The organism is Pseudomonas sp. B21_DOA (genome assembly GCA_030544685.1).
GTDB lineage: Bacteria > Pseudomonadota > Gammaproteobacteria > Pseudomonadales > Pseudomonadaceae > Aquipseudomonas > Aquipseudomonas fluorescens_AO.
Window position 1 is genome coordinate 4,356,452 of sequence record CP086683.1, and the last position, 23,191, is coordinate 4,379,642.

The 23,191-nt window shown below is 61.2% G+C and carries 22 protein-coding genes and 1 pseudogene; 13 read left to right on the forward strand and 10 right to left on the reverse strand.

Annotation, left to right across the window (positions count from 1 at the left end):
- Nucleotides 1-99: 99 nt before the first annotated feature.
- Together LJU32_20050 and LJU32_20055 are read right to left on the reverse strand one after the other, a co-directional pair.
- Nucleotides 100-357: a hypothetical protein gene (locus tag LJU32_20050; protein ID WKV87875.1), complete on the reverse strand. Its 258-nt coding sequence runs from the start codon at nt 355-357 to the stop codon at nt 100-102.
- Entirely contained in the window at nt 354-566 is a 213-nt protein-coding gene (locus tag LJU32_20055; GenBank protein ID WKV87876.1) for a hypothetical protein, read from the reverse strand. The genes LJU32_20050 and LJU32_20055 overlap by 4 nt, the downstream gene beginning before the upstream one ends.
- A 437-nt stretch (nt 567-1,003) precedes the next feature.
- Here LJU32_20055 and LJU32_20060 point away from each other — a divergent pair, with 437 nt between their 5' ends.
- The gene (locus LJU32_20060) at nt 1,004-1,216 is read left to right on the forward strand and encodes a hypothetical protein (protein WKV91225.1); all 213 of its coding nucleotides are present in this window, start codon (nt 1,004-1,006) and stop codon (nt 1,214-1,216) included.
- A gap of 107 nt (nt 1,217-1,323) precedes the next feature.
- On the opposite strand, the gene LJU32_20065 is transcribed toward LJU32_20060, so the two are convergent.
- The 5 genes and pseudogenes from LJU32_20065 to LJU32_20085 form a co-directional block, all read right to left on the reverse strand.
- The gene (locus LJU32_20065) at nt 1,324-2,499 is read right to left on the reverse strand and encodes a lactonase family protein (protein ID WKV87877.1); all 1,176 of its coding nucleotides are present in this window, start codon (nt 2,497-2,499) and stop codon (nt 1,324-1,326) included.
- Nucleotides 2,486-2,797: a DUF5629 family protein gene (locus LJU32_20070; GenBank protein ID WKV87878.1), complete on the reverse strand. Its 312-nt coding sequence runs from the start codon at nt 2,795-2,797 to the stop codon at nt 2,486-2,488. Before LJU32_20070 ends, LJU32_20065 begins: the two co-directional genes overlap by 14 nt.
- A 236-nt stretch (nt 2,798-3,033) precedes the next feature.
- A pseudogene (locus LJU32_20075) lies at nt 3,034-4,613 on the reverse strand (aldehyde dehydrogenase (NADP(+))).
- Between the two features lie 9 nt (nt 4,614-4,622).
- Nucleotides 4,623-5,615 carry an FAH family protein gene (locus LJU32_20080; protein WKV87879.1) on the reverse strand — a complete coding sequence of 331 codons (993 nt, stop codon included), beginning with the start codon at nt 5,613-5,615 and terminating at the stop codon, nt 4,623-4,625.
- Between the two features lie 156 nt (nt 5,616-5,771).
- A complete protein-coding gene (locus LJU32_20085; GenBank protein WKV87880.1) occupies nt 5,772-7,094 on the reverse strand; it encodes an MFS transporter in 1,323 nt (440 codons plus the stop codon).
- 192 nt (nt 7,095-7,286) lie between these two features.
- Between LJU32_20085 and LJU32_20090 the strand changes: the two genes are divergently transcribed.
- Nucleotides 7,287-9,023 (forward strand): dihydroxy-acid dehydratase, encoded by a 1,737-nt coding sequence (locus LJU32_20090; protein WKV87881.1) that lies wholly within the window; start codon nt 7,287-7,289, stop codon nt 9,021-9,023.
- Between the two features lie 194 nt (nt 9,024-9,217).
- Nucleotides 9,218-9,937 carry a FadR family transcriptional regulator gene (locus LJU32_20095; GenBank protein WKV87882.1) on the forward strand — a complete coding sequence of 240 codons (720 nt, stop codon included), beginning with the start codon at nt 9,218-9,220 and terminating at the stop codon, nt 9,935-9,937.
- Nucleotides 9,938-10,119: 182 nt separating this feature from the next.
- On the opposite strand, the gene LJU32_20100 is transcribed toward LJU32_20095, so the two are convergent.
- Nucleotides 10,120-12,504 (reverse strand): RND family transporter, encoded by a 2,385-nt coding sequence (locus LJU32_20100; protein WKV87883.1) that lies wholly within the window; start codon nt 12,502-12,504, stop codon nt 10,120-10,122.
- Entirely contained in the window at nt 12,501-13,544 is a 1,044-nt protein-coding gene (locus tag LJU32_20105; GenBank protein ID WKV87884.1) for a YCF48-related protein, read from the reverse strand. The genes LJU32_20100 and LJU32_20105 overlap by 4 nt, the downstream gene beginning before the upstream one ends.
- 449 nt (nt 13,545-13,993) lie before the next feature.
- Here LJU32_20105 and LJU32_20110 point away from each other — a divergent pair, with 449 nt between their 5' ends.
- The 7 genes from LJU32_20110 (at nt 13,994) to LJU32_20140 (ending at nt 19,328) form a co-directional block, all read left to right on the forward strand.
- A complete protein-coding gene (locus LJU32_20110) occupies nt 13,994-14,584 on the forward strand; it encodes an amino acid synthesis family protein (GenBank protein WKV87885.1) in 591 nt (196 codons plus the stop codon).
- Between the two features lie 30 nt (nt 14,585-14,614).
- The gene (locus LJU32_20115; protein WKV87886.1) at nt 14,615-15,448 is read left to right on the forward strand and encodes an alpha/beta hydrolase; all 834 of its coding nucleotides are present in this window, start codon (nt 14,615-14,617) and stop codon (nt 15,446-15,448) included.
- A complete protein-coding gene (locus tag LJU32_20120; GenBank protein WKV87887.1) occupies nt 15,445-16,926 on the forward strand; it encodes an aldehyde dehydrogenase in 1,482 nt (493 codons plus the stop codon). The genes LJU32_20115 and LJU32_20120 overlap by 4 nt, the downstream gene beginning before the upstream one ends.
- A gap of 12 nt (nt 16,927-16,938) precedes the next feature.
- On the forward strand, nt 16,939-17,424 hold the full coding sequence (locus LJU32_20125; GenBank protein ID WKV87888.1) for a flavin reductase family protein: 486 nt from the start codon (nt 16,939-16,941) through the stop codon (nt 17,422-17,424).
- A 127-nt stretch (nt 17,425-17,551) separates the two neighbouring features.
- Nucleotides 17,552-17,941: a carboxymuconolactone decarboxylase family protein gene (locus LJU32_20130; GenBank protein ID WKV87889.1), complete on the forward strand. Its 390-nt coding sequence runs from the start codon at nt 17,552-17,554 to the stop codon at nt 17,939-17,941.
- Between the two features lie 57 nt (nt 17,942-17,998).
- Complete coding sequence (locus LJU32_20135) at nt 17,999-18,763, forward strand: GntR family transcriptional regulator (GenBank protein WKV87890.1); 765 nt, start codon at nt 17,999-18,001, stop codon at nt 18,761-18,763.
- A 1-nt stretch (nt 18,764) separates the two neighbouring features.
- The gene (locus tag LJU32_20140; protein ID WKV87891.1) at nt 18,765-19,328 is read left to right on the forward strand and encodes an NUDIX hydrolase; all 564 of its coding nucleotides are present in this window, start codon (nt 18,765-18,767) and stop codon (nt 19,326-19,328) included.
- Nucleotides 19,329-19,462: 134 nt separating this feature from the next.
- On the opposite strand, the gene LJU32_20145 is transcribed toward LJU32_20140, so the two are convergent.
- Nucleotides 19,463-19,759 (reverse strand): DUF1330 domain-containing protein, encoded by a 297-nt coding sequence (locus LJU32_20145; protein WKV87892.1) that lies wholly within the window; start codon nt 19,757-19,759, stop codon nt 19,463-19,465.
- Between the two features lie 68 nt (nt 19,760-19,827).
- Here LJU32_20145 and LJU32_20150 point away from each other — a divergent pair, with 68 nt between their 5' ends.
- The 3 genes from LJU32_20150 (at nt 19,828) to LJU32_20160 (ending at nt 23,187) form a co-directional block, all read left to right on the forward strand.
- Nucleotides 19,828-20,937 carry a bifunctional 3,4-dihydroxy-2-butanone-4-phosphate synthase/GTP cyclohydrolase II gene (locus LJU32_20150; GenBank protein ID WKV87893.1) on the forward strand — a complete coding sequence of 370 codons (1,110 nt, stop codon included), beginning with the start codon at nt 19,828-19,830 and terminating at the stop codon, nt 20,935-20,937.
- Nucleotides 20,938-21,256: 319 nt separating this feature from the next.
- Nucleotides 21,257-22,282, forward strand: coding sequence for an ABC transporter substrate-binding protein (locus tag LJU32_20155; GenBank protein ID WKV87894.1), 1,026 nt, complete (start codon nt 21,257-21,259; stop codon nt 22,280-22,282).
- On the forward strand, nt 22,279-23,187 hold the full coding sequence (locus LJU32_20160) for an ABC transporter permease (GenBank protein ID WKV87895.1): 909 nt from the start codon (nt 22,279-22,281) through the stop codon (nt 23,185-23,187). Before LJU32_20155 ends, LJU32_20160 begins: the two co-directional genes overlap by 4 nt.
- The last annotated feature ends 4 nt before the right edge of the window (nt 23,188-23,191 follow it).

Genomic DNA, 23,191 nt, shown 5'->3' on the forward strand with positions numbered 1-23,191 from the left:
CGCGTGGGAATGCCTCAACGGACGCTCCGCGTTCGGCTTTGGAGGGACGCAGAGCGTCCGGGGCTGCATTCCCACGCAGAGCATGGGAACGATCACTGTCTACGCCAGGGCGTTGCACATGCCCAGCGCCATGCAATCCACTTCAAACGGCCCGAGAAAATCCACCGCGACCTTGACCGGTGGATTGCCGGCCATCAGCCCCAGCGTGTTGGCGCGTTCAATGTTGTGCGCGATGTTGTGGTTGGCCTCTATGGCCCGGGCCAAGCCGCCCACCGAGCCCTGGCCAAATCCCAAGAGTGAGGCGCCGTTGGTCATCAGCGCGAGGCTGGCGATGACCCAGAGTCTGTAGCCTTTCATGCGCCGCCGACTCCTGCGAGTTCGGCCCTGTCGACCATCGCACTTTGCGAGCGCAGTTCGAACTGGATGCCGGGGTGGGCGACGTCGATCGGGGCGTCGAAGCTGTGTTCCATCTGTGCGCTGATGCTGACGAACAGCACCACGGCCAGGTACAGACCGATGGCCAGGTAGGCGCCGCGTTTGGCGGAAGTGAGGATTGCGCTGGCCATGGTGTTCTCCGTGGGCAAAGGTTTCGATGGCCACAGAATCAATCAAAAAAGCCGGGGTAACCACTCAGGGTTTGCAATGGTGAACATCAGCTTCGTTGATTATTTAGCCGCTCTATTCCCTCGCTTGAAGAAACCTATGACCGAATGCCGCGCACCACTGATCGTTCCCACGCGCAAAGTAATGCCTCTTACTGATCGTTCGATCGTACCCACGCTCTGCGTGGGAATGCAGCCGGGACGCTCCGCGTCCCATGGAACGCGGAGCGTCCCTAGAGGCATTCCCACGCAGAGCGTGGAACGATCAAAAACGTAGCGCGTGGGAACGATCGGTGGTGTTGAGCGCGCGCAAAAAGGGCCGTCGAAGGCTGCGATCTTTGACGTAAATCGCAGCCTTCGACAGCCCTTTTCAGGTGACGGGAATTTCAGGCCTGGGTTTTGTGATCCAGCGCGGCGTAGAAGTTGGCGCTTTGTTGCAGGTATTTCTGGGTGTAGCTCTGGGTGTGGGATTTTTGCTGGCGATTTCGACGTTGGCACCGGCTGGCAATACCACGGTGGCAGAAATGGCGGAAGCGGCGATGACGGAGAAGAGATTGAAGTTCATGGCGGTAACCCTCGTGTTCGTTTGCTTGGTTTGCCCGGTCGGGCTGTGAAACAAACGTAACGCTCGAGGGTTACTCGCTTGAAATCTTTTGTAGCATTAGCCGTTATCAGTGCAATTAATACAACGATGCAGGCCCCGCAGACCGGGGCCTGTGGCTTATTGTCGCACCAGGAATTTCAGATCGCTTGGCGCGTCGATCGGCAGTTTTTGCACGGTTTTGCCGAGCAGACCGGTCTTGGCATCGCGCTCGACGACGACAATCTGGTTGCTCTTCTGGTTGGCAATCAAGACGAATTTACCGCTCGGATCGAGGGCAAACTCGCGCGGGTGATCACCTTCGACTGAGCGCTTTTGCAGCTCTTTCAACTGTCCGGTCGCCGGATCAACGCCGAACACTACGAGCTGATTGGCCGTGCCGCGATTGCTCACGTAGAGAAACTTGCCATCAGCCGAGGCATGCAGCGCCGCGCCGGCCTTGTCCGAGGTTGGCTGGCCCGCCGCGAGATCGACCAGTTGCGTCTGGGTCAGTACGCCCTCGTTGTAGTCGAACACGGCAACCTGCGCGCTCATCTCCATGGTCAGCCAAGCGTGCTTGCCATCAGCGCTGAACAGCAGATGACGCGGGCCACTGCCGGCCGGCAAGGCTACCGAGGCGGTTTTCGCCGGGGTCAGCGGCAAGTGCGGGTTGGCCTTCGGGTCGTATTGATAGATGAACACCTTGTCCGCGCCCAAATCATTGGAGAACACGTAACGACCGTCCGGTGACGACACCGTCGAGTGCACGTGATTCGAGGCTTGGCGCTCAGGGTTGACCCGACTCGCCGGGTGCCCGCTCATCTGCACCACCGGTTTCAGCTGGCCGTCGGCATCGACCGGCAATACCGCCAGGGTGCCGCCCGGATCTTCCATCACCGAGTAGTTGCTGACGAACAGGTGTTTGGCGTCAGCGCTGAGGCTGGAGTGGGTCGGCTCGTTGCCCAGGCTCTGCACCTGATTGATCAGGCTTAGCGCGTGGGTCTTCGGGTCGATGGCGAAGCTGCTGACACGACCGACCGGGTCAGTCTGGCCCGGGCCGTTTTCGTTGACCACGAACAAGCGCTTCTGGTCTTTCGAGAGGGTCAGCCACGAAGGGTTTTCGGTCTTGACCACTTGCAGCGGCTTGGCGTCGATCTGGCCGGTGGCGCTGTCGAACTGCATGCGGTAGATGCCTTGGCTGGAACCGGCGGTGTACGAGCCGACCAGCAACTGCAAGGTGTCGGCAGAGGCGCTGGAAAGCCCCATCGCGCCGACGCTGCCGGCCATCAGCAAGGGCCAGAAGTTACGCATCTTCATTATTGTCATCCTCATCGTCGCTGCTGCTGACTACGTCGCCGAGGCACACCAGACGATGCTCGCCCGTGGTCTTGGTGTCGCTGGCGTAACCGACGATCAGCCAGCTCTGCAGCGTCTCATCGAACGTCGCCGCCGCGACCTGCGCCGGGGTGAATTCCCAGTGCTTGGCTTCACGGCCATCGATGCATTCGATGTGCAGGTTATCGTCCTCGTCGAGGGCGAATTCGAAGGCGTGCAGGCCATCGATTTCGACCATACCGCAGTGTTCGAGGGCGTTGAGAAGGGTTTGGGCAGTCATGGCAAACAGTCTTTCTAGGGGAAAGGGCCAATGATAGCCCAATGTGATCCGAAGGCCCCTGCTGGAACCTCTGTGGGAGCGAGCCTGCTCGCGAAAGCGGTGTGCCAGTTGATCGTTCCCACGCTCTGCGTGGGAATGCCTCAAGGGACGCTCCGCGTTCCAGTGGGACGCAGAGCGTCCCGGGCTGCATTCCACGCAGAGCGTGGGAACGATCAACACAAAAATCGCGGTGTTGGCTAGATCGCCTCACGCGATGGCTTGCCATCCACCAAACGCTGAATCCGCAGCGGGTTGGCGTTTTTCAGCGGTTCGGGCAGCAAGCTGTCCGGGTAGTTCTGGAAGCACACCGGGCGCAGGAAGCGATCGATCGCCAGCGTGCCCACCGAGGTGCCGCGCGCATCGGACGTCGCCGGGTACGGCCCGCCATGCACCATCGAATCGCACACTTCGACACCGGTCGGATAACCGTTGAGCAGGATGCGCCCGACCTTCTGTTCCAGCAGTGGCGTCAGTTCGGCGAATTGCTCGAAGTCAGACGGCTCACCAATGATCGTCGCGGTCAATTGACCGTGCAGGCCGTGCAGCGCTGCGCTCAGTTGTGCCTGATCGGCCACTTCGATGATGACCGTGGTCGGGCCGAATACTTCTTCCTGCAGCACTTCGTCACCGTTGATCAACAGGCTGACATCAGCCTTGAACAGCTGCGGCTGCGCTTGGTTGCCCTGCTGCGGATTACCGGCCAGATGCTCGATGCCGCTGTGCGCGAGAAGCTTTTCCAGGCCTTTGCCATAGCTGCCGAGGGTGCCGGCGTTGAGCATGGTTTGCGCCGGTTGATCACCGATCGCAGCGGCGACCTGCTCTACAAACGCGCTGAACTGCGGCGAGCGAATACCGATGACCAGACCCGGGTTGGTGCAGAACTGACCGCAACCCTGCACCACCGAAGCGGTGAGGTCACGCGCAACGGTTTCCGAACGCGTGGCCAGTGCCTGGGGCAGGACGATGACCGGGTTGATGCTCGACATCTCGGCAAACACCGGGATCGGTTGCGGACGTGCAGCGGCCATGTCGCACAAAGCGCGACCGCCCTTCAGCGAGCCAGTGAAACCAACGGCCTGAATCGCCGGATGCTTGACCAGCCATTCGCCGACGCCGCCACCGTAGATCATGTTGAACACGCCGGCAGGCATGCCGGTTTTTCCGCTGCACGAATGATCGCGTCGGCGACCAGTTCAGCGGTGGCCATGTGGCCGCTGTGCGCCTTGAACACCACCGGGCAACCGGCGGCCAGTGCTGCTGCGGTATCGCCACCGGCAGTGGAGAATGCCAGCGGGAAGTTGCTCGCACCAAACACCGCAACCGGGCCGAGGCCGATGCGGTATTGGCGCAGATCCGGACGTGGCAGCGGTTGGCGGTCCGGCAAGGCCAGATCGATGCGTGCGCCATAGAAATCACCGCGACGCAGGACTTTGGCGAACAGACGCATCTGCCCGCTGGTGCGACCGCGCTCGCCCTGAATGCGTCCGGCCGGCAGCGCGGTTTCGCGGCAGACCACGGCGAGGAAATCGTCGCCAAGCGCATCCAGTTCATCGGCGACTGCGTCGAGGAACTGCGCGCGACGTTCGGCGCTGAGGCTGCGATAGGTCGGGTAAGCCGCAGCGGCGGCCTTGGCGGCGGCGTCGACTTCTTCGGCTGTGGCCTGAATGAAATCGTGCGGCAGGGCCTCGCCAGTGCTGGCGTCGACCGAGTGCAGTTTGACGCTGCCGGCGGCGCTGCGCTGACCGCCGATGTAGTTGTGACCGAGAATCTGAGTCATGGGATCTCCTTAAAGGGTGCCGATGCTGTCCGGTTCAAAAGCCGCCTGAACCGGCGCGATACCGTTGACCAGCGGTGCGCCGAAGTCGGCCTGGCTGATCTCGAACGTGTCGCCCGGCTGGGTGCGGATGCCGTCGGCAAACGACAGGGTCGCAGTGCCGAAAAAGTGAATGTGCACGTCGCCCGGACGCAGGAACTGACTGTATTTGAAGTGGTGGTATTCGAGGTTCGCCAGGCTGTGGCACATGTTGGCCTCGCCGCTGAGGAACTCGTTCTGCCAGAGCACTTCGCCGTCACGCAGGATTCGGCTGGTGCCGGCAAGGTGTTGAGGCAATTCACCGGTGCGAAGTTCCGGACCATAACTGCAACTGCGCAATTTCGAGTGCGCCAGGTACAGGTAATTCTTGCGCTCCATGACGTGGTCGGAGAACTCGTTGCCTACCGCAAAACCGAGGCGATACGGCTTGCCGTCGTTGCCAATGATGTACAGGCCGGCCATCTCCGGCTCTTCGCCAGCGTCTTCGGCGAACGGCGGCAGCGGGAACGGCTGCCCCGGACGCACGACGATGCTGCCGTCGCCCTTGTAGAACCACTCTGGTTGCACGCCGGCCTGCCCCGCCGCCGGTTTGCCACCCTCCACGCCCCATTTGAAAATGCGCATGGTGTCGGTCATCGCCGCTTCATCGCCGGCCTGCTGGTGCATCTTGTCCCGCGCCGAGGCGCTGCCCAAATGGGTCAGGCCGGTACCGCTGACCAGCATGTGCGCCGGGTCCGGGTGATCGAGTGGCGGCAGGATGCGCAGGTCTTTGAGCAACTGCGCGTAGTCGTGGCTGGCGCCGAAGCCGAGGCTTTGCACTTGCTGCTCAAGGGAGCTGCCGGCTTCGATCGCGGACAGAGCCAGATCGCGCACACTCCGCGCGTCCTGCACTTCGCGGACCTGACCGTTGTCGACCACGCCGACACGGCGCTCACCGTTGGGTAATTCGAATTGAACCAGATGCATATGTCCTCTCCTTTATCCAAAATTCCGAAACACCGCAAAACCCTGTGGGAGCTGGCTTGCCAGCGATAGCAACCTGTCTGACACATCAATGTTGGATGTGCTGCCGTCATCGCTGGCAAGCCAGCTCCCACAGGGGTGGTAATTGATCCATAGGTGTCAGGTTCGGGTCGCGCCACGGGCGCTGGCGGCGAACTGGTCGACGGGCAGCACATGCTTGCGTTCCAGAACGCGATAAACGATGCCGGTCAGAATCAGCCCGAACACCATCACGCCCGAGAGGAAATACAGCCCCGAAGCCAGATTGCCGGTGTATTCCTTCAACGCGCCAATCACGAACGGCCCGATATACCCGCCGAGGTTGCCGACCGAGTTGATCAAGGCAATCCCCGCCGCGGCACTGGCGCCAGCAAAGAAACGCCCGGGCAAGGTCCAGAACACCGCTGTGCACGAGAACAACGCGAATGCCACCAGACATAGCGCCGCCAGTTGCGCCACCGGCAGCGACAGCCAGGCACTGAGGAACAGGCCCAGCGCACCGAGCACATAGAGCACCGCCAAGTGGCCGTAGCGATCATTCAAACGATCGGAGCTGCGCGGAATGATCAGCAGACCGATGATCCCGAAAATGTACGGCACGGAAGAAACGAAACCGGTGACCAGATCGCTGCCGCCGAACTGTTTGATCAGCGTCGGCAGCCACAGGCCGAGGCCATAAATGCTCAGGGTCACTGGCAGATAGAACAGCGCCAGCAGCAACACGCGTTTGTCTTTCAGCGCATGCAATGGATTGCCGTGGCGGGTCTGGCCGTACTCCTGCAGATCCTTTTTCAGCTCGCCGGTCAGCCAGTCTTTTTCCGCCTGATCCATCCACTTCACTTGCTGCGGGCCGTCCGGCAGCCAGCGCAGGACCGGCCAGGTCAGCAGGATCGCCGGGGTGCCGATGACGATGAACAGCCACTGCCAGCCGTGCAGACCAAGGATGCCGTCCATGCCCAGCAAACCGCCGGACACGGGACCGGTGATCATCATCGCAATGGGTTGCGAGAGGATGAACAGGCCGAGGATCTTGCCGCGATGGCGCACCGGGAACCACTGGGTGATGTAGTACAGCACGCCAGGGAAGAAGCCCGCCTCCGCCGCGCCGAGCAGAAAGCGCATCACATAGAAGCTGTGCGGCCCTTGCACGAAGGCCATGCCGATGGTGATCGCGCCCCAGGTGATCATGATCCGCGCGAACCAGCGCCGTGCGCCGAAGCGTTCGAGCATCAGGTTGCTGGGGATTTCGAGAAGAAAGTAGCCGATGAAAAACAGCCCGGCGCCGAGGCCATAGGCGGCGTCGCCGATGCCAATGTCGGCGCCCATGTGCAGCTTGGCAAAGCCGACGGCGGAGCGATCCACATAGGCGATCAGGTACAGCAGGATCAGGAAGGGAATCAGTTTCAGTGTGATGCGCCGGACAAGCCGCAATTCCTGGCTCATGAGATCGGTCTCCGATTGTTGTTTTTATAGAACCTCGGGGGACGCCTCTCGCCGAAACAGCCAGGGCCATCCCTCCGTCAAAAACGACTATATAGTAATACTAATTACCCAACAACACTTCCAAAGCGCAGATTTTGAGCTTAGATTAAGCGTCAGCTCGCAAACAATAGTCTTACAATAAGAGAATCGATCATGTCTGATAAGAAACCCACCCTGCGCTCCGCCCAATGGTTTGGCACGGCCGACAAGAACGGCTTCATGTACCGCAGCTGGATGAAGAATCAGGGCATCGCCGACCATCAGTTCCACGGCAAGCCGATCATCGGCATCTGCAACACCTGGTCGGAACTGACCCCGTGCAACGCGCACTTCCGCCAGATCGCGGAGCACGTCAAACGCGGGGTGATCGAGGCCGGTGGTTTTCCGGTGGAATTCCCGGTGTTCTCCAACGGCGAATCGAACCTGCGCCCGACTGCCATGCTCACCCGCAACCTGGCGAGCATGGACGTTGAGGAAGCGATTCGCGGCAACCCGATCGACGGCGTCGTGCTGCTCACCGGTTGCGACAAAACCACTCCGGCGCTGTTGATGGGCGCAGCCAGTTGCGACGTGCCGGCCATCGTCGTCACCGGCGGGCCGATGCTCAACGGCAAGCACAAAGGCAAGAACATCGGTTCCGGCACCGTGGTCTGGCAGCTCAGCGAACAGGTCAAGGCCGGCACCATCACCATCGATGACTTCCTCGCAGCCGAGGGCGGCATGTCGCGTTCGGCGGGCACCTGCAACACCATGGGCACCGCGTCGACCATGGCGTGCATGGCTGAAGCGCTGGGCACTTCGCTGCCGCACAACGCGGCGATTCCGGCTGTGGATGCACGCCGTTATGTGCTGGCGCACATGTCCGGCATGCGTGCGGTGGAGATGGTTCGCGAAGATTTGAAACTGTCGAAGATCCTCACCAAGGAAGCCTTCGAAAACGCTATTCGTGTCAACGCTGCCATCGGCGGTTCGACCAACGCCGTGATCCACTTGAAAGCCATCGCCGGGCGCATCGGCGTCGAGCTCGATCTGGACGACTGGACGCGCATCGGTCGCGGCATGCCGACCATCGTCGACCTGCAACCGTCCGGGCGTTTCCTGATGGAAGAGTTCTATTACGCCGGTGGTTTGCCAGCGGTACTGCGCCGCTTGGGTGAAGCCAATCTGATCCCCAACCCGAACGCGCTGACCGTCAATGGCAAGTCCATCGGCGAGAACACCAAGGACGCGCCGATCTACGGTGAAGACCAAGTGATCCGCACCCTCGACAATCCGATTCGCGCCGACGGCGGCATTTGCGTGTTGCGCGGCAATCTGGCGCCGCTGGGTGCGGTACTCAAGCCCTCCGCCGCCACTGCTGAACTGATGCAGCATCGCGGGCGCGCGGTGGTGTTCGAGAACTTCGACATGTACAAGGCGCGGATCAACGATCCGGAGCTGGACGTCGATAAGGATTCGATTCTGGTGATGAAGAACTGCGGGCCGAAGGGTTATCCGGGCATGGCCGAAGTCGGCAACATGGGCCTGCCGGCCAAGCTGCTGGCAGAAGGCGTGACCGACATGGTGCGCATTTCTGACGCACGGATGAGCGGCACGGCGTATGGCACGGTGGTTCTGCACGTCGCGCCGGAAGCGGCAGCGGGCGGGCCTTTGGCGGCGGTGCAGGAAGGCGACTGGATCGAACTCGATTGCGCCAGCGGCCGTTTGCATCTGGACATTCCGGATGCTGAACTGGCCGCACGCATGGCTGATCTGCAAGCGCCGCAGCAGTTGTTGGTGGGCGGTTATCGTCAGCTGTACATCGACCACGTGCTGCAGGCGGATCAGGGTTGCGATTTTGACTTCCTGGTCGGTTGCCGTGGTGCCGAGGTTCCGCGTCACTCCCATTGACCCCCACTGATCGTTCCCACGCTCCGCGTGGGAATGCAGCCCGGACGCTCCGCGTCCCTTTCAGAGCTGGAACGCGGAGCGTCCCTTGAGGCATTCCCACGCAGAGCGTGGGAACGATCATTGCCTACCTCAAGATTGTGCCGTGCCTGCTATGATGCGCGGCATCTCCATCGCTCAGGATCGCGCCACTCCCCATGGATTACCGCAAACCTTCCGACCGTAAAAGCATGCACTCGCGCATCGTCCAGGAACTGGGCATGCAGATCGTCTCCGGACGCTTTTTGCCCGACGACAAACTGCCCGCCGAAGCCCTGCTCTGCGAGGAGTACGCGGTCAGTCGGCCGGTGTTGCGCGAAGCGACTCGAGTGCTGGTGGCCAAGGGGTTGGTGTATTCCAAACCGCGCGTGGGCACGGTCGTCAAGGCGCGCCGCGAGTGGCACATGCTCGACCCGGACGTGCTGCACTGGCTGATGCAAAGCAGCCCGCAGAATGAATTCTTCAACGTGCTGACCGGTGTGCGCAGCATCATCGAACCGGCCGCCGCCGCCCTCGCCGCTCAGCATGCAACCGATGCCGACATCGCCGCGATCAACGAAGCCTACCAACGCATGGAAGCCGCGCCGACCCCGGAAGCGCTGTTGCAGCCGGACCTGGACTTCCACAGCCGCATTGCCGATGCCACGCACAACGACCTGCTGGCGAACCTGTGCAACATGTTGGCGGTAGCGATCGCCGAGGCGTTGAAGCATTCCAATCAACGGCCGAATCTGCATGAACTGGCGTTGCCCAGGCACAAGGCGATTCTGACGGCAATTGAAAATCGCGACGCGCTGGGTGCCAGGCATGCGACGCTGGTGCAGCTGGATGATGCGCGCAGTGCGTTGAGTGTGGTGCTGGGTGCTGAGCTCACTTAGAGCTGAAGATCGGCCTGTGGGAGCGAGCCTGCTCGCGAAAGCGGTCTGCCTGTGACATTTGTGCTGTCTGACCCTCTGCCTTCGCGAGCAGGCTCGCTCCCACAGGGGAATCGGCGCCTGGTTCAAAAATAACAAAGCCGCAACCCCTCAAGGTTGCGGCTTTGTCGTTTCAGGCCTTCAGATCAGTGGGCAAACAACGAATTACCCTTCTGCCCCGCCAGTTTCTCCGGCTTGATCAGGAACTTGGCCAGCGCTGGCAACAGCCACAGCGCGCCGAACATGTTCCACAGCAGCATGAAAGTCAGCATCAGGCCCATGTCGGCCTGGAACTTGATCGCCGAGAAGATCCAGGTGCACACGCCGATCGCCAGGCACAGGCCGGTGAACAGCACCGCTTTACCGGTGGACTTCAGCGTCTGGTAATAGGCTTCCTGCAACGGCAGCCCGGCACGCAGGAAACTTTCCAGGCGGCTGTAGATGTAGATACCGTAGTCCACACCAATCCCCACGCCCAGCGCCACCACCGGCAGCGTCGCGACTTTCACGCCGATGCCCATGAACGCCATCAGCGCGTTGCCGAGTACCGAGGTCAGCACCAGCGGCAGGACGATGCACAGGGTTGCAGCCCAGGAGCGGAAGGTGATCATGCACATCACCGCCACGCAGATGTACACCAGAATCAGGATGGTCAACTCAGCCTGTTTGATGACTTCGTTGGTCGCTGCTTCGATCCCGGCGTTACCAGCAGCGAGGATGAATTCCAGGCCGTCCTTGTTGTTTTCCTTGGCGAATTCCTGCACCGCGTTCACCGCACGATCGAGGGTCTCGGCCTTGTGATCGTTGAGGAACACCAGCACCGGTGCCAGCGAGCAGCTGTTGTTGTACAGGCCATCGGCACGGGCGATCGAGTTGTTCAGCACATCCGGGTTGCGCGACAGGGTTTCCCATTTCAGGTTGCCCTCGTTCATGCCCTTGATCATCTGCTTGGACACGGTCACCAGCGAGATCGCCGACTGCACGCCCTCGGTGTTCTGCATCTTCCACATCAGCTGATCGATCGGCGCCATGGCTTCGTAGCGCGAGCAGCCTTCGGCTTTGGTCTTGACCATCACCACCAGCACGTCGGAACTGGTCGAGTAATTGCTGATGATGAAGTTGTTGTCCTTGTTGTAGCGCGAGTCCGGACGCAGTTCTGGCGCGCCCTGGTCGAGGTCGCCGATCTTCAGGTTCTGGCTGTACCAGAGGCCGCCACCGAAGGCGATCAGCGCCAGCGCTACCGAAATCGGTGCGACTTTCGGGCTGGCGAAGTTCGACAGCAGGCGCCAGAACGGGTGCTCGCGGTTGGCGTCCTTCTTGCTCTTGGCAATCGCGCGTTTGCTGATGCCGACATAGGAAATCGCCACCGGCAGCAGGATCAGGTTGGTGAACACGATCACCGCAACGCCGATGGACGCGCCGATCGCCAGTTCACGGATCACGCCGATGTCGATGATCAGCAGGGTGATGAAGCCCACCGCATCGGCCAGAATCGCGATCATCCCCGGCAGGAACAACTGCCGGAAGGTGCGTCGTGCAGCGGTCAGGGCGTTATCGGCCTCGCTGGATTGCAGGGCGATACCGTTGATCTTCTGCACGCCGTGGGAAATACCGATGGCGAAAATCAGGAACGGCACCAGCATCGAATACGGGTCGAGGCCGAAGCCGAAGAAGTGCATCAAGCCGAGCTGCCAGACCACCGCCACCAGCGTCGTGCTCAACACCGCAATGGTGCTGCGCAGGCAGTTGGTGAACCAAAGCAGCAGAATCAGGGTGATGACGAAGGCGACACCGAAGAACAGCACCACCATCACCAGACCGTCGATCAGGTCACCGACCTTCTTGGCGAAACCGACGATGTGGATCTTGATGTTGGGGTTCTGCGCTTCGAACTTGTTGCGGATCTTGTCTTCGAGTTCATGGGAGAACTGGCGATAGTCCAGCGCCAGCAACTTGCCCTGATCCTGCGGGTCCGGATAGGCCTCCAGCAGCGGGATGTCGACGATGCTCGACTTGAAGTCGTTGGCCACCAGACGTCCGACCTGGCCGGACTTGAGCACGTTGTTGCGCAGCAGATCGAGGCTGTCCTGGGAGCCGTTGTAGCTCTGCGGAATCACTTCACCGCCGGCGAAACCCTCTTCGGTCACTTCGGTCCAGCGTACGCTCGGGCTCCACAGCGATTTGAGGCCGGAACGATCGACGCCGGAAATGTAGAACACTTCGTCGTTGATCTGGCGCAGGGTCTCCATGTACTCCTTGGAGAAGATGTCGCCGTCGGTGGCTTCCACCGAAATACGCACGGTGTTGCCGAGGTTCGCCAGATCGTTACGGTGTTCCATCATCTTTTCGATGAAGGGATGCTGCAGCGGGATCATTTTTTCGAAACTGGTCGACGGCCGGATCAGCGTGGCCTGCCAGAACAGGAAAATGCTCACCACCAGGCAGATCAGGATCACGGCCGGGCGGTTGTTGAAGATCAGGCGCTCGAGAACCGTCGCCTTTTCCTGCTGAGGAGTGATCAAGGAAGTCATAGCCCCGCCTTCTTGTTATTGGTCTCGGCACCGTTTGGCTGGGTGATGTGCAAACCACCCTGCCCGGTCAGAATCAGGTTGCCGTTGCCGGCGGCGGTGACCGACGACAGCGAAATGCGATCCGGGCGGTTGAACACGCTGAAGGTTTCGCCGTTGTCGCTGCTGCTGATCACCGAGCCGCCGTTGCCGACGATGACGATCGAGCCGTCTTCCAGAAGCGTGCCGCCGGACAGGCCGAACTCCAGCGCACCGCGTGCGGCTTTGAGTTCGACCTGCTCCCAGTTGCTGCCGAAATCGGTGGAGCGATAAAGATTGCCGCGCAAGCCGTACGCCAGCAGGGTCTGCGCTTGCGCCGTGCCGATCACGCCGAACAGTGAACCTTCGTACGGGCCTTCGAGTTTTTCCCAGGTCTGGCCGTCATCGGCGGAGCGGAACATGCTGCCGGACTCGCCGACGATGAACAGCCCGGCGTCTTTCACGGCGGCGATGGCGTTGAGGTGGAACTGGTCTTCGTTGTCGAGGCGATCGCTGACGTCTTCCCAGTGCTTGCCGCCGTCGGTGGTCTCCAGCAGCGTGCCGTAGGCGCCCACGGCAAAGCCGCTGCTGGCGTCCTTGAACCAGACGTCGAGCAACGGCGATTCACGTGCAAGGTCTTCGAATTGTTTGGTCCAGGTCAGACCGCCGTCTGCGCTGGCGAGAATCTGCGCGTCGTGGCCCACGGCCCAACCGTTTTTGTCGTCGACGAAATACACGGCGGTGAGCAGTTGCCGGGTCGGCACCTTGGCCTGGGTCCAGGTCTTGCCCTGGTCATCGGAATAGACGATGTGCCCGCGATCGCCGACCGCGACCAGACGCGCGCCAGCGTGGACGACATCGAGAATGAGGCTTTTGGCGGCCTTGGCCGATTCGGTGGCATAGACCACGTCAGCCGGGGCCTCGGCGGCAATCACAGGTGCCGATAACGTGGCAAAGCCCAGCAGCGAGAGTGCTGTGGCCAGCAACGCGGTGTTGCGTAACGCCGGCGGGCGGCAACGACTCATAGACCTTCCCCTATTTATTATTGTTGGGCCATCGGGCCTTCAAGGGCGCCGCAAGAGTGCTCGGCTACTGGCATTTCAGAAGCATCCTCCTGAAACCCGCAATCCAGAGCCCCTTCGGAAGCTGGCTCATCCTATCGGGCTTTGCAAATGTCTGACAATCGGCGCCACGTTATCTTTTGTTAACCGAAAGCGGCCTTCTGTAACGAAGAAATTCCCTGTGGGAGCGAGCTTGCTCGCGAAAGCGCCGGATCAGTCAACATTTGAGTTGAATGACACACCGCCTTCGCGAGCAAGCTCGCTCCCACAGGGGTTGGTGGTGAGTGCGGGATTTGAATACATGACCATTCGCCGGGGTGATGAGGCAAATCTCATCAGAGGGACTTGCAGGATCGGTATTATGGTATACCATCAGACGCATAGACACTCTCAATCCCCCAACGGAGCAGCTCATGAGTTTCGAAATTCGCAAGATCGTCAGCTATGTCGAAGAAATCTTCATCGAAGGCGGCAAGGCTACTGACAAGCCGGTAACCATGGTCGGCCTCGCCGTGGTAATGAAGAACCCGTGGGTGGGCAACGGTTTTGTCGAAGACCTCAAGCCGCAGATCCGCGCCAATTGCTCCGACCTCGGCGCAATGATGGTCGAGCGTCTGGTCGGCATTATCGGCGGAGCCGATAAGATCGAGGCTTACGGCAAAGCGGCGGTAGTCGGCGCTGATGGCGAGATCGAGCACGCGTCGGCGGTGATCCACACCCTGCGCTTCGGCAACCACTACCGCGAAGCGGTGAAAGCCAAGAGCTACCTGAGCTTCACCAACAAGCGCGGCGGTCCGGGCACTTCGATTCAGATCCCGATGATGCACAAGGACGACGAAGGCCTGCGTTCGCACTACATCACTCTGGAAATGCAGATCGAAGACGCGCCGCGTGCCGACGAAATCGTCGTCGTGCTGGGTTGCGCCGACGGTGGCCGCCTGCACCCGCGCATCGGTAACCGCTACATCGATCTGGAAGAACTGGCTGCCGAAAAAGCCCAGTAATCACAATAAAAGGCATTGCAGGAGCGCTCCATGATTCGGCTCACCGCTGAACTCACCCCGGCTGGCACCAGTTACCTGGCGACCGGCCAAGGCCAGCCCGTGGTTTTGATCCACGGCGTGGGCCTGAATAAAGAAATGTGGGGCGGGCAGATTGTCGGCCTCGCCAGCCAGTACCAGGTGATCGCCTACGACATGCTCGGCCACGGCGCCAGCCCGCGCCCGGCCAGCGGCACCGACCTGCTCGGTTACGCCGATCAGTTGCTCGAGCTGCTTGATCACTTGAATGTGCCGCAGGCAGCGGTGATCGGTTTCTCCATGGGCGGCCTGGTCGCGCGGGCCTTTGCCTTGCATTACCCGGAGCGCCTGCAAAGCCTGGTGGTGTTGAACAGCGTGTTCAACCGCAGCGAAGAACAGCGTGCCGGCGTCATCGCTCGCACCGCGCAGGCTGCCGAACATGGCCCGGACGCCAATGCCGAAGCGGCGTTGTCCCGCTGGTTCAGCCGTGAATATCAGGCGGCTAACCCGGCGCAGATCGCTGCATTGCGCCAGACCTTGGCCAACAACGATCCGCAGGGCTACCTGACCACCTACGAATTGTTTGCCACCCAGGACATGTACCGCGCCGACGACCTGAGCAGTATTCAGGCGCCGACGCTGATCGCCACCGGCGAACTCGACCCCGGCTCGACCCCGGAAATGGCCGAGCAACTGGCCCGACGCATCCCCGGTGCGAAGGTTGCCGTGCTGCCCGAGCAACGGCATATGATGCCGGTAGAGTCGCCGCGTCTGGTCAACCAGATGCTGCTGGAATTTCTCCAATTCGCACACTCCCGACAAAACCATATAAAGGGGATCGTTGCATGACACTCGCACGCTTCCAGATGTGCATCGGCGGAGACTGGGTCGACGCCCTCTCCGGCAAGACCTTCGAAAGCCTCAACCCGGCCTCCGCGCAAGCCTGGGCGGAACTGCCCGACGCCGATGAAGCGGACGTCGAACGCGCCGTGCAAGCGGCGCAAACGGCCTTCGACAGCCCGGCGTGGCGCGGCCTCACCGCCACCGCGCGCGGTAAACTGCTGCGCCGTCTCGGTGATCTGATCGCAGAAAACAAGGAACACCTGGCGCAGCTGGAAAGCCGCGACAACGGCAAGCTGATCCGCGAAACCCGTGGCCAGGTCAGCTATCTGCCGGAGTTCTTCCACTACACCGCAGGCCTCGCTGACAAGCTTGAAGGCGGCACCCTGCCGCTGGACAAGCCTGACCTGTTTGCCTACACCGTGCACGAAGCCATGGGTGTGGTCGCCGCGATCATTCCGTGGAACAGCCCGCTGTACCTGACAGCGATCAAACTGGCCCCGGCCCTCGCCGCCGGCAACACGATTGTGATCAAGCCGTCCGAGCACGCCTCGGCGACCATTCTCGAACTGGCGCGTCTGGCCCTTGAAGCCGGAATTCCGCCGGGTGTGGTCAACGTCGTCACCGGTTACGGGCCGAGCACCGGCGCCGCCCTCACCCGCCATCCGCTGATCCGCAAGATCGCCTTCACCGGCGGCGCGGCCACGGCGCGGCATGTAGTACGCAGCAGCGCCGAGAACTTCGCCAAGCTGTCGCTGGAACTGGGCGGCAAGTCGCCGAACATCATCTTCGCCGATGCCGATCTCGACAGCGCGATCAACGGCGCGATCGCGGGGATCTATGCGGCGTCCGGGCAGAGCTGCGTGTCCGGTTCGCGCTTGCTGGTGCAGGACGAAATCTACGACGAGTTCGTCAATCGTCTGGTCGAGCGCGCCCAGCGCATCCGCATCGGCAACCCGCAGGAAGACCACAGTGAAATGGGCCCGATGGCCACCGCGCAGCAACTGGCGGTGGTCGAAGGACTGGTCGCCGATGCGATCGCCGAAGGCGCGCGCTTGCGCACCGGCGGCAAGCGTCCGAGCGATGTTGGCGAAGGCTGGTTCTACGAGCCGACGCTGTTCGAATGCGACCGCAATTCGATGAAGATCATGCAGGAAGAAGTCTTCGGCCCGGTGGCTTCGGTGATTCGTTTCAAAGACGAAGCCGAAGCGCTGGCGATCGCCAATGACTCACAGTTCGGCCTCGCCGCCGGCATCTGGACCCGCGACCTCGGTCGCGCCCATCGTCTGGCGCGCGATGTGCGCTCGGGGATTATCTGGGTCAACACTTACCGCGCGGTGTCGGCGATGGCGCCGATCGGCGGCTTCAAGAACAGTGGCTATGGACGCGAAAGCGGCATCGACTCGGTGCTGGCCTACACCGAACTGAAAACGGTGTGGATCAACCTCTCCCAGGCGCCAATGCCTGATCCGTTTGTGATGCGCTAGGAGTCCTGAGAAATGATCGAACCCGGCATTTACAAAGACGTCATGAGTTCGTTCCCGTCCGGCGTCACGGTGGTCACCACCCTCGACCCGGACGGCGGCATCGTCGGCATCACCGCCAGCGCGTTCAGCGCGCTTTCGATTGACCCGGCGCTGGTGCTGTTCTGCCCCAACTACGCCTCCGACACCTACCCGGTGCTGCGCGACAGCAAGAAATTCGCCATCCACTTGCTCTCCGCCGAGCAGACCGCCGAAGCCTACGCGTTCGCCGGCAAGGGCAAGGAAAAGGCCAAGGGTATCGAGTGGCACCTGAGCGATCTGGGCAACCCGATTCTGGCCAAGGCCACGGCGATCATCGAGTGCGAGTTGTGGCGTGAATACGACGGCGGCGATCACGCGATCATTGTCGGCGCAGTGAAGAACCTGATCCTGCCCGAGCAACCGGTGACGCCGATGATTTACCACAAGGGCAAGCTGGGTGCGTTGCCGCCCCTTGTTTGAGAACAATGCAAAACCCTGTGGAGCTGGCTTGCCAGCGATGGCGACGGGACATTCAACATCAATGCTGACTGAACTACCGCTATCGCTGGCAAGCCAGCTCCCACAGGATTGAGGTGAGGCGAAAGAAATGAGTAACGAAAAATACGAAAAAGGCCTGCAAATCCGCACGCAGGTACTCGGCGAAGCCTACGTGCAACGCTCGATCGAGAACGCCGACGATTTCACCCGTCCGCTGCAGGAAATGGTCACTGAATACTGCTGGGGCCATGTCTGGGGGCGTGAGGGTCTGTCGCTCAAGGAGCGCAGCATGATCAACCTGGCGATGATCTCGGCGCTCAACCGCCCGCATGAACTCAAGCTGCATGTGCGTGGCGCCTTGCGTAACGGCCTGAGTCGTGAGCAAATACGCGAAATTCTGCTTCAGGTCGGCATTTATTGCGGCGTTCCGGCGGCCGTGGACAGTTTCCGGCTGGCCCGTGAAGCCTTTGCCGAAGCCGACGCCGAGGCCTCCAGTTAACCCTCGGCTGTTTTGATGCCCGTCTGGCATGGACAGCCAAGCTCAAGAGCGGACCCCATGAAACGCCAGCCACTCGACGACAGCTTCAAGGTCAATCGCAACCCCGTTACCCTGCGCGAAATCGTGCTGGACAAACTGCGTAGCGCGATCATGAATTTCCAGCTCATGCCAGGGGATCGTTTGGTCGAACGCGACCTGTGCGATCGCCTCGGTGTCAGCCGCACCTCGGTGCGCGAAGCCTTGCGTCACCTTGAATCCGAAGGCCTGGTGGAATTCGCCGACGCCAAAGGCCCGCGCGTAGCCATCATCACCCTTGACGACGCTGTCGATATCTACGAACTGCGTTGCGTGCTCGAAGGCCTGATCGTGCAGCTGTTCACCCTGCGCGCCAAAGCCAAGGACATCAAAGCTTTGGAAAAAGCCCTCGATGACAACCGCAAGGCGCTCAAGGACGGCGAGTTGCAACAGGTGATCGACTCGGTGCAGGGTTTCTACGACGTGTTGCTCGAAGGCTCGGGCAACCATGTCGCCGCCACGCAATTGCGCCAGTTGCAGGCGCGCATCAGCTATCTGCGCGCGACCTCGGTCTCCCAGGAAAACCGACGCGGCGCGAGTAATCACGAGATGGAAAAAATGGTCGAGGCGATCAAGAGCGGTGATCCGCTGGCGGCGCATCAGGCCTGCGTCGATCACGTCCGCGCGGCGGCTGCCGTGGCCCTCGACTACCTCAAGCGCAAGCAGGAAGAAACCGGCGTCGCCGTCAAAGGCACTCCGGCGATCACCCTGCCGATCGCGCTGAAAGAACCCCGCATAGGTCAATGACATGTTCAGCCCGAGCTTTTGCCCGAAATGCGGTGGCCCTGACCTCGGTCAGCAGACGCCGCCGGGTGATACGCACGAGCGCCTGATGTGCCGCGGCTGCGGCTATATCCACTACGTCAATCCGAAGATCATTGCCGGCTGCATCATCGAGCAGGACGGCAAATACCTCCTGTGCCAACGGGCGATCCCACCACGCCCGGGCACCTGGACGCTGCCGGCCGGGTTCATGGAAAGCGGTGAAACCACCGAGCAGGCGGCGCTGCGCGAAGTCTGGGAAGAAAGCGGCGTGCGCGCGGAAATCGTCTCGCCGTATTCGATTTTCAGCGTGCCGAAGATCAGCGAGGTGTACATCATCTTCCGCGCCATCGCCCTCGAGATTACCGGGCAGTACGGGCCGGAGACCATGGATTACAAGTTCTTCGCCCCGGAAGAGATTCCGTGGGAGCAGATCTACTACCCGGCGATCCGGCAGATCCTCGAGCGCTATATCGAAGAGCGCCAGGCCGGGGTTTACGGGATTTACATGGGTAATGATGACAGCGGCAAGATCCATTTCATGCGCTAAAAATCACCTGCCCCTGATCGTTCCCACGCTCCGCGTGGGAATGCCTCTACGGACGTTCCGCGTTCGGCTCTGGATGGGACGCAGAGCGTCCCGGGCTGCATTCCCACGCGGAGCGTGGGAACGATCAATGCGGCTTAAATCGGGGCAACGCCCTCAACGATGATGATCTCCGCCCTCGCCCATTCCTCGCGGTAACTCTTCGCCTCCTGATACGCCGCCGAGCGGTAGCACGCCACGGCTGTTTCGTAGCTTTCAAACTCGATGATCACCGTGCGCTGTGGCGTCTCCCGTCCTTCCAGCGCCTCGCTGCGCCCGCCTCTGGCGACAAACTTGCCGCCGAATGCGGCAATCGCCTGCGAGGTGCGCTGGGTGTATTGGCTGTAGTGCTCGGCATCGGCTATATCCACATGTGCAATCCAGTACGCCTTCATAGTGACCTCTTTGTTGATTTTGTATTATGGTATACCAATATATTTCCAACGAACCCTGAGAGTCCAGCATGGCCTTCAACAGCATCGAAGAAATCATCGAAGATTATCGCCTCGGCAAAATGGTCCTGCTGGTCGATGACGAAGACCGCGAGAACGAAGGCGACCTGCTGCTGGCCGCCGACCGCTGCACGCCGGAGGCTATCAGCTTCATGGCCCGCGAGGCACGTGGGCTGATCTGCCTGACCCTGACCGATGAACATTGTCAGCGCCTGGGTCTGGAGCAAATGGTGCCTGCCAACGGCAGTGTATTCAGCACTGCATTTACCGTGTCGATCGAAGCGGCAGTTGGCGTGACCACCGGCATTTCCGCGGCAGACCGGGCCTGCACCGTTGCCGCTGCTGTCGCGCCGAATGCCCGCGCCGAAGACCTGGTGCAGCCCGGCCACATCTTCCCGCTGCGCGCCAAGGAAGGTGGCGTGCTCACCCGCGCCGGGCATACCGAGGCCGGTTGCGATCTGGCGCGCCTGGCCGGTTTCACCCCGGCCTCGGTGATCGTCGAAGTCATGAACGACGACGGCACCATGGCGCGCCGCCCGGATCTGGAGCAGTTCGCGCGCAAGCACGGGATCAAGATCGGCACCATCGCGGACCTGATCCACTACCGCCTGAGCACCGAGCACACCATCGAACGCATCGGTGAACGAGAGCTGCCGACGGTGCATGGCACCTTCCGTTTGATCACTTTCGAGGATCGCATCGAAGGCGGCGTGCACATGGCGATGGTCATGGGCGACTTGCGTCGTGAAGAGCCGACACTGGTGCGCGTGCACGTGATCGATCCGCTGCGCGATCTGGTCGGTGCCGAGTACAGCGGGCCGACGAACTGGACGCTGTGGGCGGCGCTGCAACGGGTCGCGGCGGAAGGTCATGGGGTTGTGGTGGTGCTGGCCAATCATGAATCGTCGCAGGCGTTGCTTGAGCGCGTGCCGCAGCTGACCCAGCCGCCACGGCAGTTCAGCCGCTCGCAGTCGCGGATTTATTCCGAGGTCGGGACGGGGGCGCAGATTCTGCAGAACCTTGGGGTGGGCAAGCTGCGGCATCTGGGGCCGCCGCTGAAATATGCGGGGTTGACCGGGTATGACCTTGAGGTGGTTGAAAGCATTCCCTTCAGCGAATAACCCACTTGAAACAACATTCTCTGTGGGAGGGGCTTGCTCCCGAAGGCGTCCTGTCAGCTGACATCAGTGTTGCTTGACCCGACGCATTCGCGAGCAAGCCCGCTCCCACAAGGGATCCGCGCTTCAAACCAAATTCTGTCGAACGACAAAAAGCTTATCCGCCAGATAACCGGTAAGGCAAAGTGCTTGCACAAAGTTTGGAATACCATAATATGATATTCCATAGATCGGACGAACCGAAAAACCGTCCAGCTACTGCTCCCGACAGGCGGGCAACAACGCAAGGCCCGCTCAAAAACACAACAATGAGGGCGTGAACATGGTGTTGAACAAAGCTGCAACCGCGATCTTTTTCGCGGGACTGCTCAGCGTTACCGGCCAGGCTGCAATGGCTGCCGAAAGCGTGAATTTTGTCAGCTGGGGCGGTAGCACCCAGGATGCGCAGAAACAGGCCTGGGCCGATCCGTTCAGCAAGGCCAGCGGCATCACCGTCGTTCAAGACGGGCCGACCGACTACGGCAAACTCAAGGCCATGGTCGAAAGCGGCAACGTGCAGTGGGACGTGGTCGATGTCGAAGCCGATTTTGCCCTGCGCGCCGCTGCCGAAGGCCTGCTCGAACCGCTCGACTTCAAAGTGATCCAGCGCGACAAGATCGATCCGCGCTTCGTCAACGATCACGGGGTCGGTTCGTTCTTCTTCTCCTTTGTCCTCGGCTACAACGAAGGCAAGCTCGGCGCCAACAAGCCGCAGGACTGGAGCGCGCTGTTCGACACCAAGACCTACCCCGGCAAACGCGCCCTGTACAAATGGCCAAGCCCCGGCGTGCTCGAACTGGCGCTGCTGGCCGACGGCGTTGCGGCTGACAAGCTCTACCCGCTGGATCTTGATCGCGCCTTCAAGAAACTCGACACCATCAAGAAAGACATCGTCTGGTGGGGCGGCGGCGCGCAGTCGCAGCAACTGCTGGCGTCCGGCGAAGCGAGCATGGGCCAGTTCTGGAACGGTCGCGTGCACGCCTTGCAGGAAGACGGCGCACCGGTGGGCGTGAGCTGGAAACAGAACCTGGTCATGGCCGACATTCTGGTCATTCCAAAAGGCTCGAAAAACAAGGACGCGGCGATGAAGTTCCTCGCCAATGCCAGCAGCGCCAAAGGCCAGGCCGACTTCTCCAACCTGACCGCCTACGCGCCGGTCAACCTCGACAGTGTGGAGCGTCTGGATTCGACGCTGGCGCCCAACCTGCCGACGGCTTACGCCAAGGATCAGATCACCCTTGATTTCGCTTACTGGGCCAAGAACGGTCCGGCTATCGCGACACGGTGGAACGAATGGCTGGTCAAATGAAAATCGCGGCCACTGCGCCCCGTCCCTCCACGGCCACCGGGAGCGCCGCCGGCGCTGCCGGTTCGGCCCTCAAGCAACGCTGGCGCGGCGCCGGCAACCTCGTCCCTGCGCTGCTGTTCCTCGGCCTGTTCTTTCTGGCGCCGTTGATTGGCCTGCTGCTGCGCGGTGTGCTGGAACCTGTGCCTGGCCTTGGCAACTACGAACAACTGTTCGCCAATTCGGCCTATGCGCGGGTGCTGCTCAACACCTTTTCGGTGGCCGGGCTGGTGACGTTGTTCAGTCTGCTGCTGGGCTTTCCGCTGGCCTGGGCGATCACCTTGGTGCCGCGCGGCTGGGGGCGCTGGATCCTCAACATCGTCCTGCTGTCGATGTGGACCAGCCTGCTCGCCCGCACTTATTCTTGGCTGGTGCTGCTGCAAGCCTCGGGCGTGATTAACAAGGCCTTGATGGCGATGGGCATCATCGATCAACCGCTGGAGATGGTGCACAACCTCACCGGCGTGGTGATCGGCATGAGTTACATCATGATCCCGTTCATCGTGCTGCCGTTGCAGGCGACCATGCAGGCTATCGACCCGATGATCCTGCAGGCCGGCTCGATCTGCGGCGCCAGTCCGTGGACCAACTTCTTCCGGGTGTTCCTGCCGCTGTGCCGGCCGGGCCTGGCCTCAGGGGGTTTGATGGTGTTCGTGATGTCGCTCGGTTACTACGTCACCCCCGCTTTGCTGGGCGGGGCGCAGAACATGATGCTGCCGGAGTTCATCATTCAGCAGGTGCAATCGTTCCTCAACTGGGGCCTGGCCAGTGCCGGCGCCGCGTTGTTGATCGCAATCACCTTGGTGCTGTTCTACTTCTACCTGAAGCTTCAACCGGAATCCCCGGTTGGCGCCAGTAACGCGAGGTAAGCCG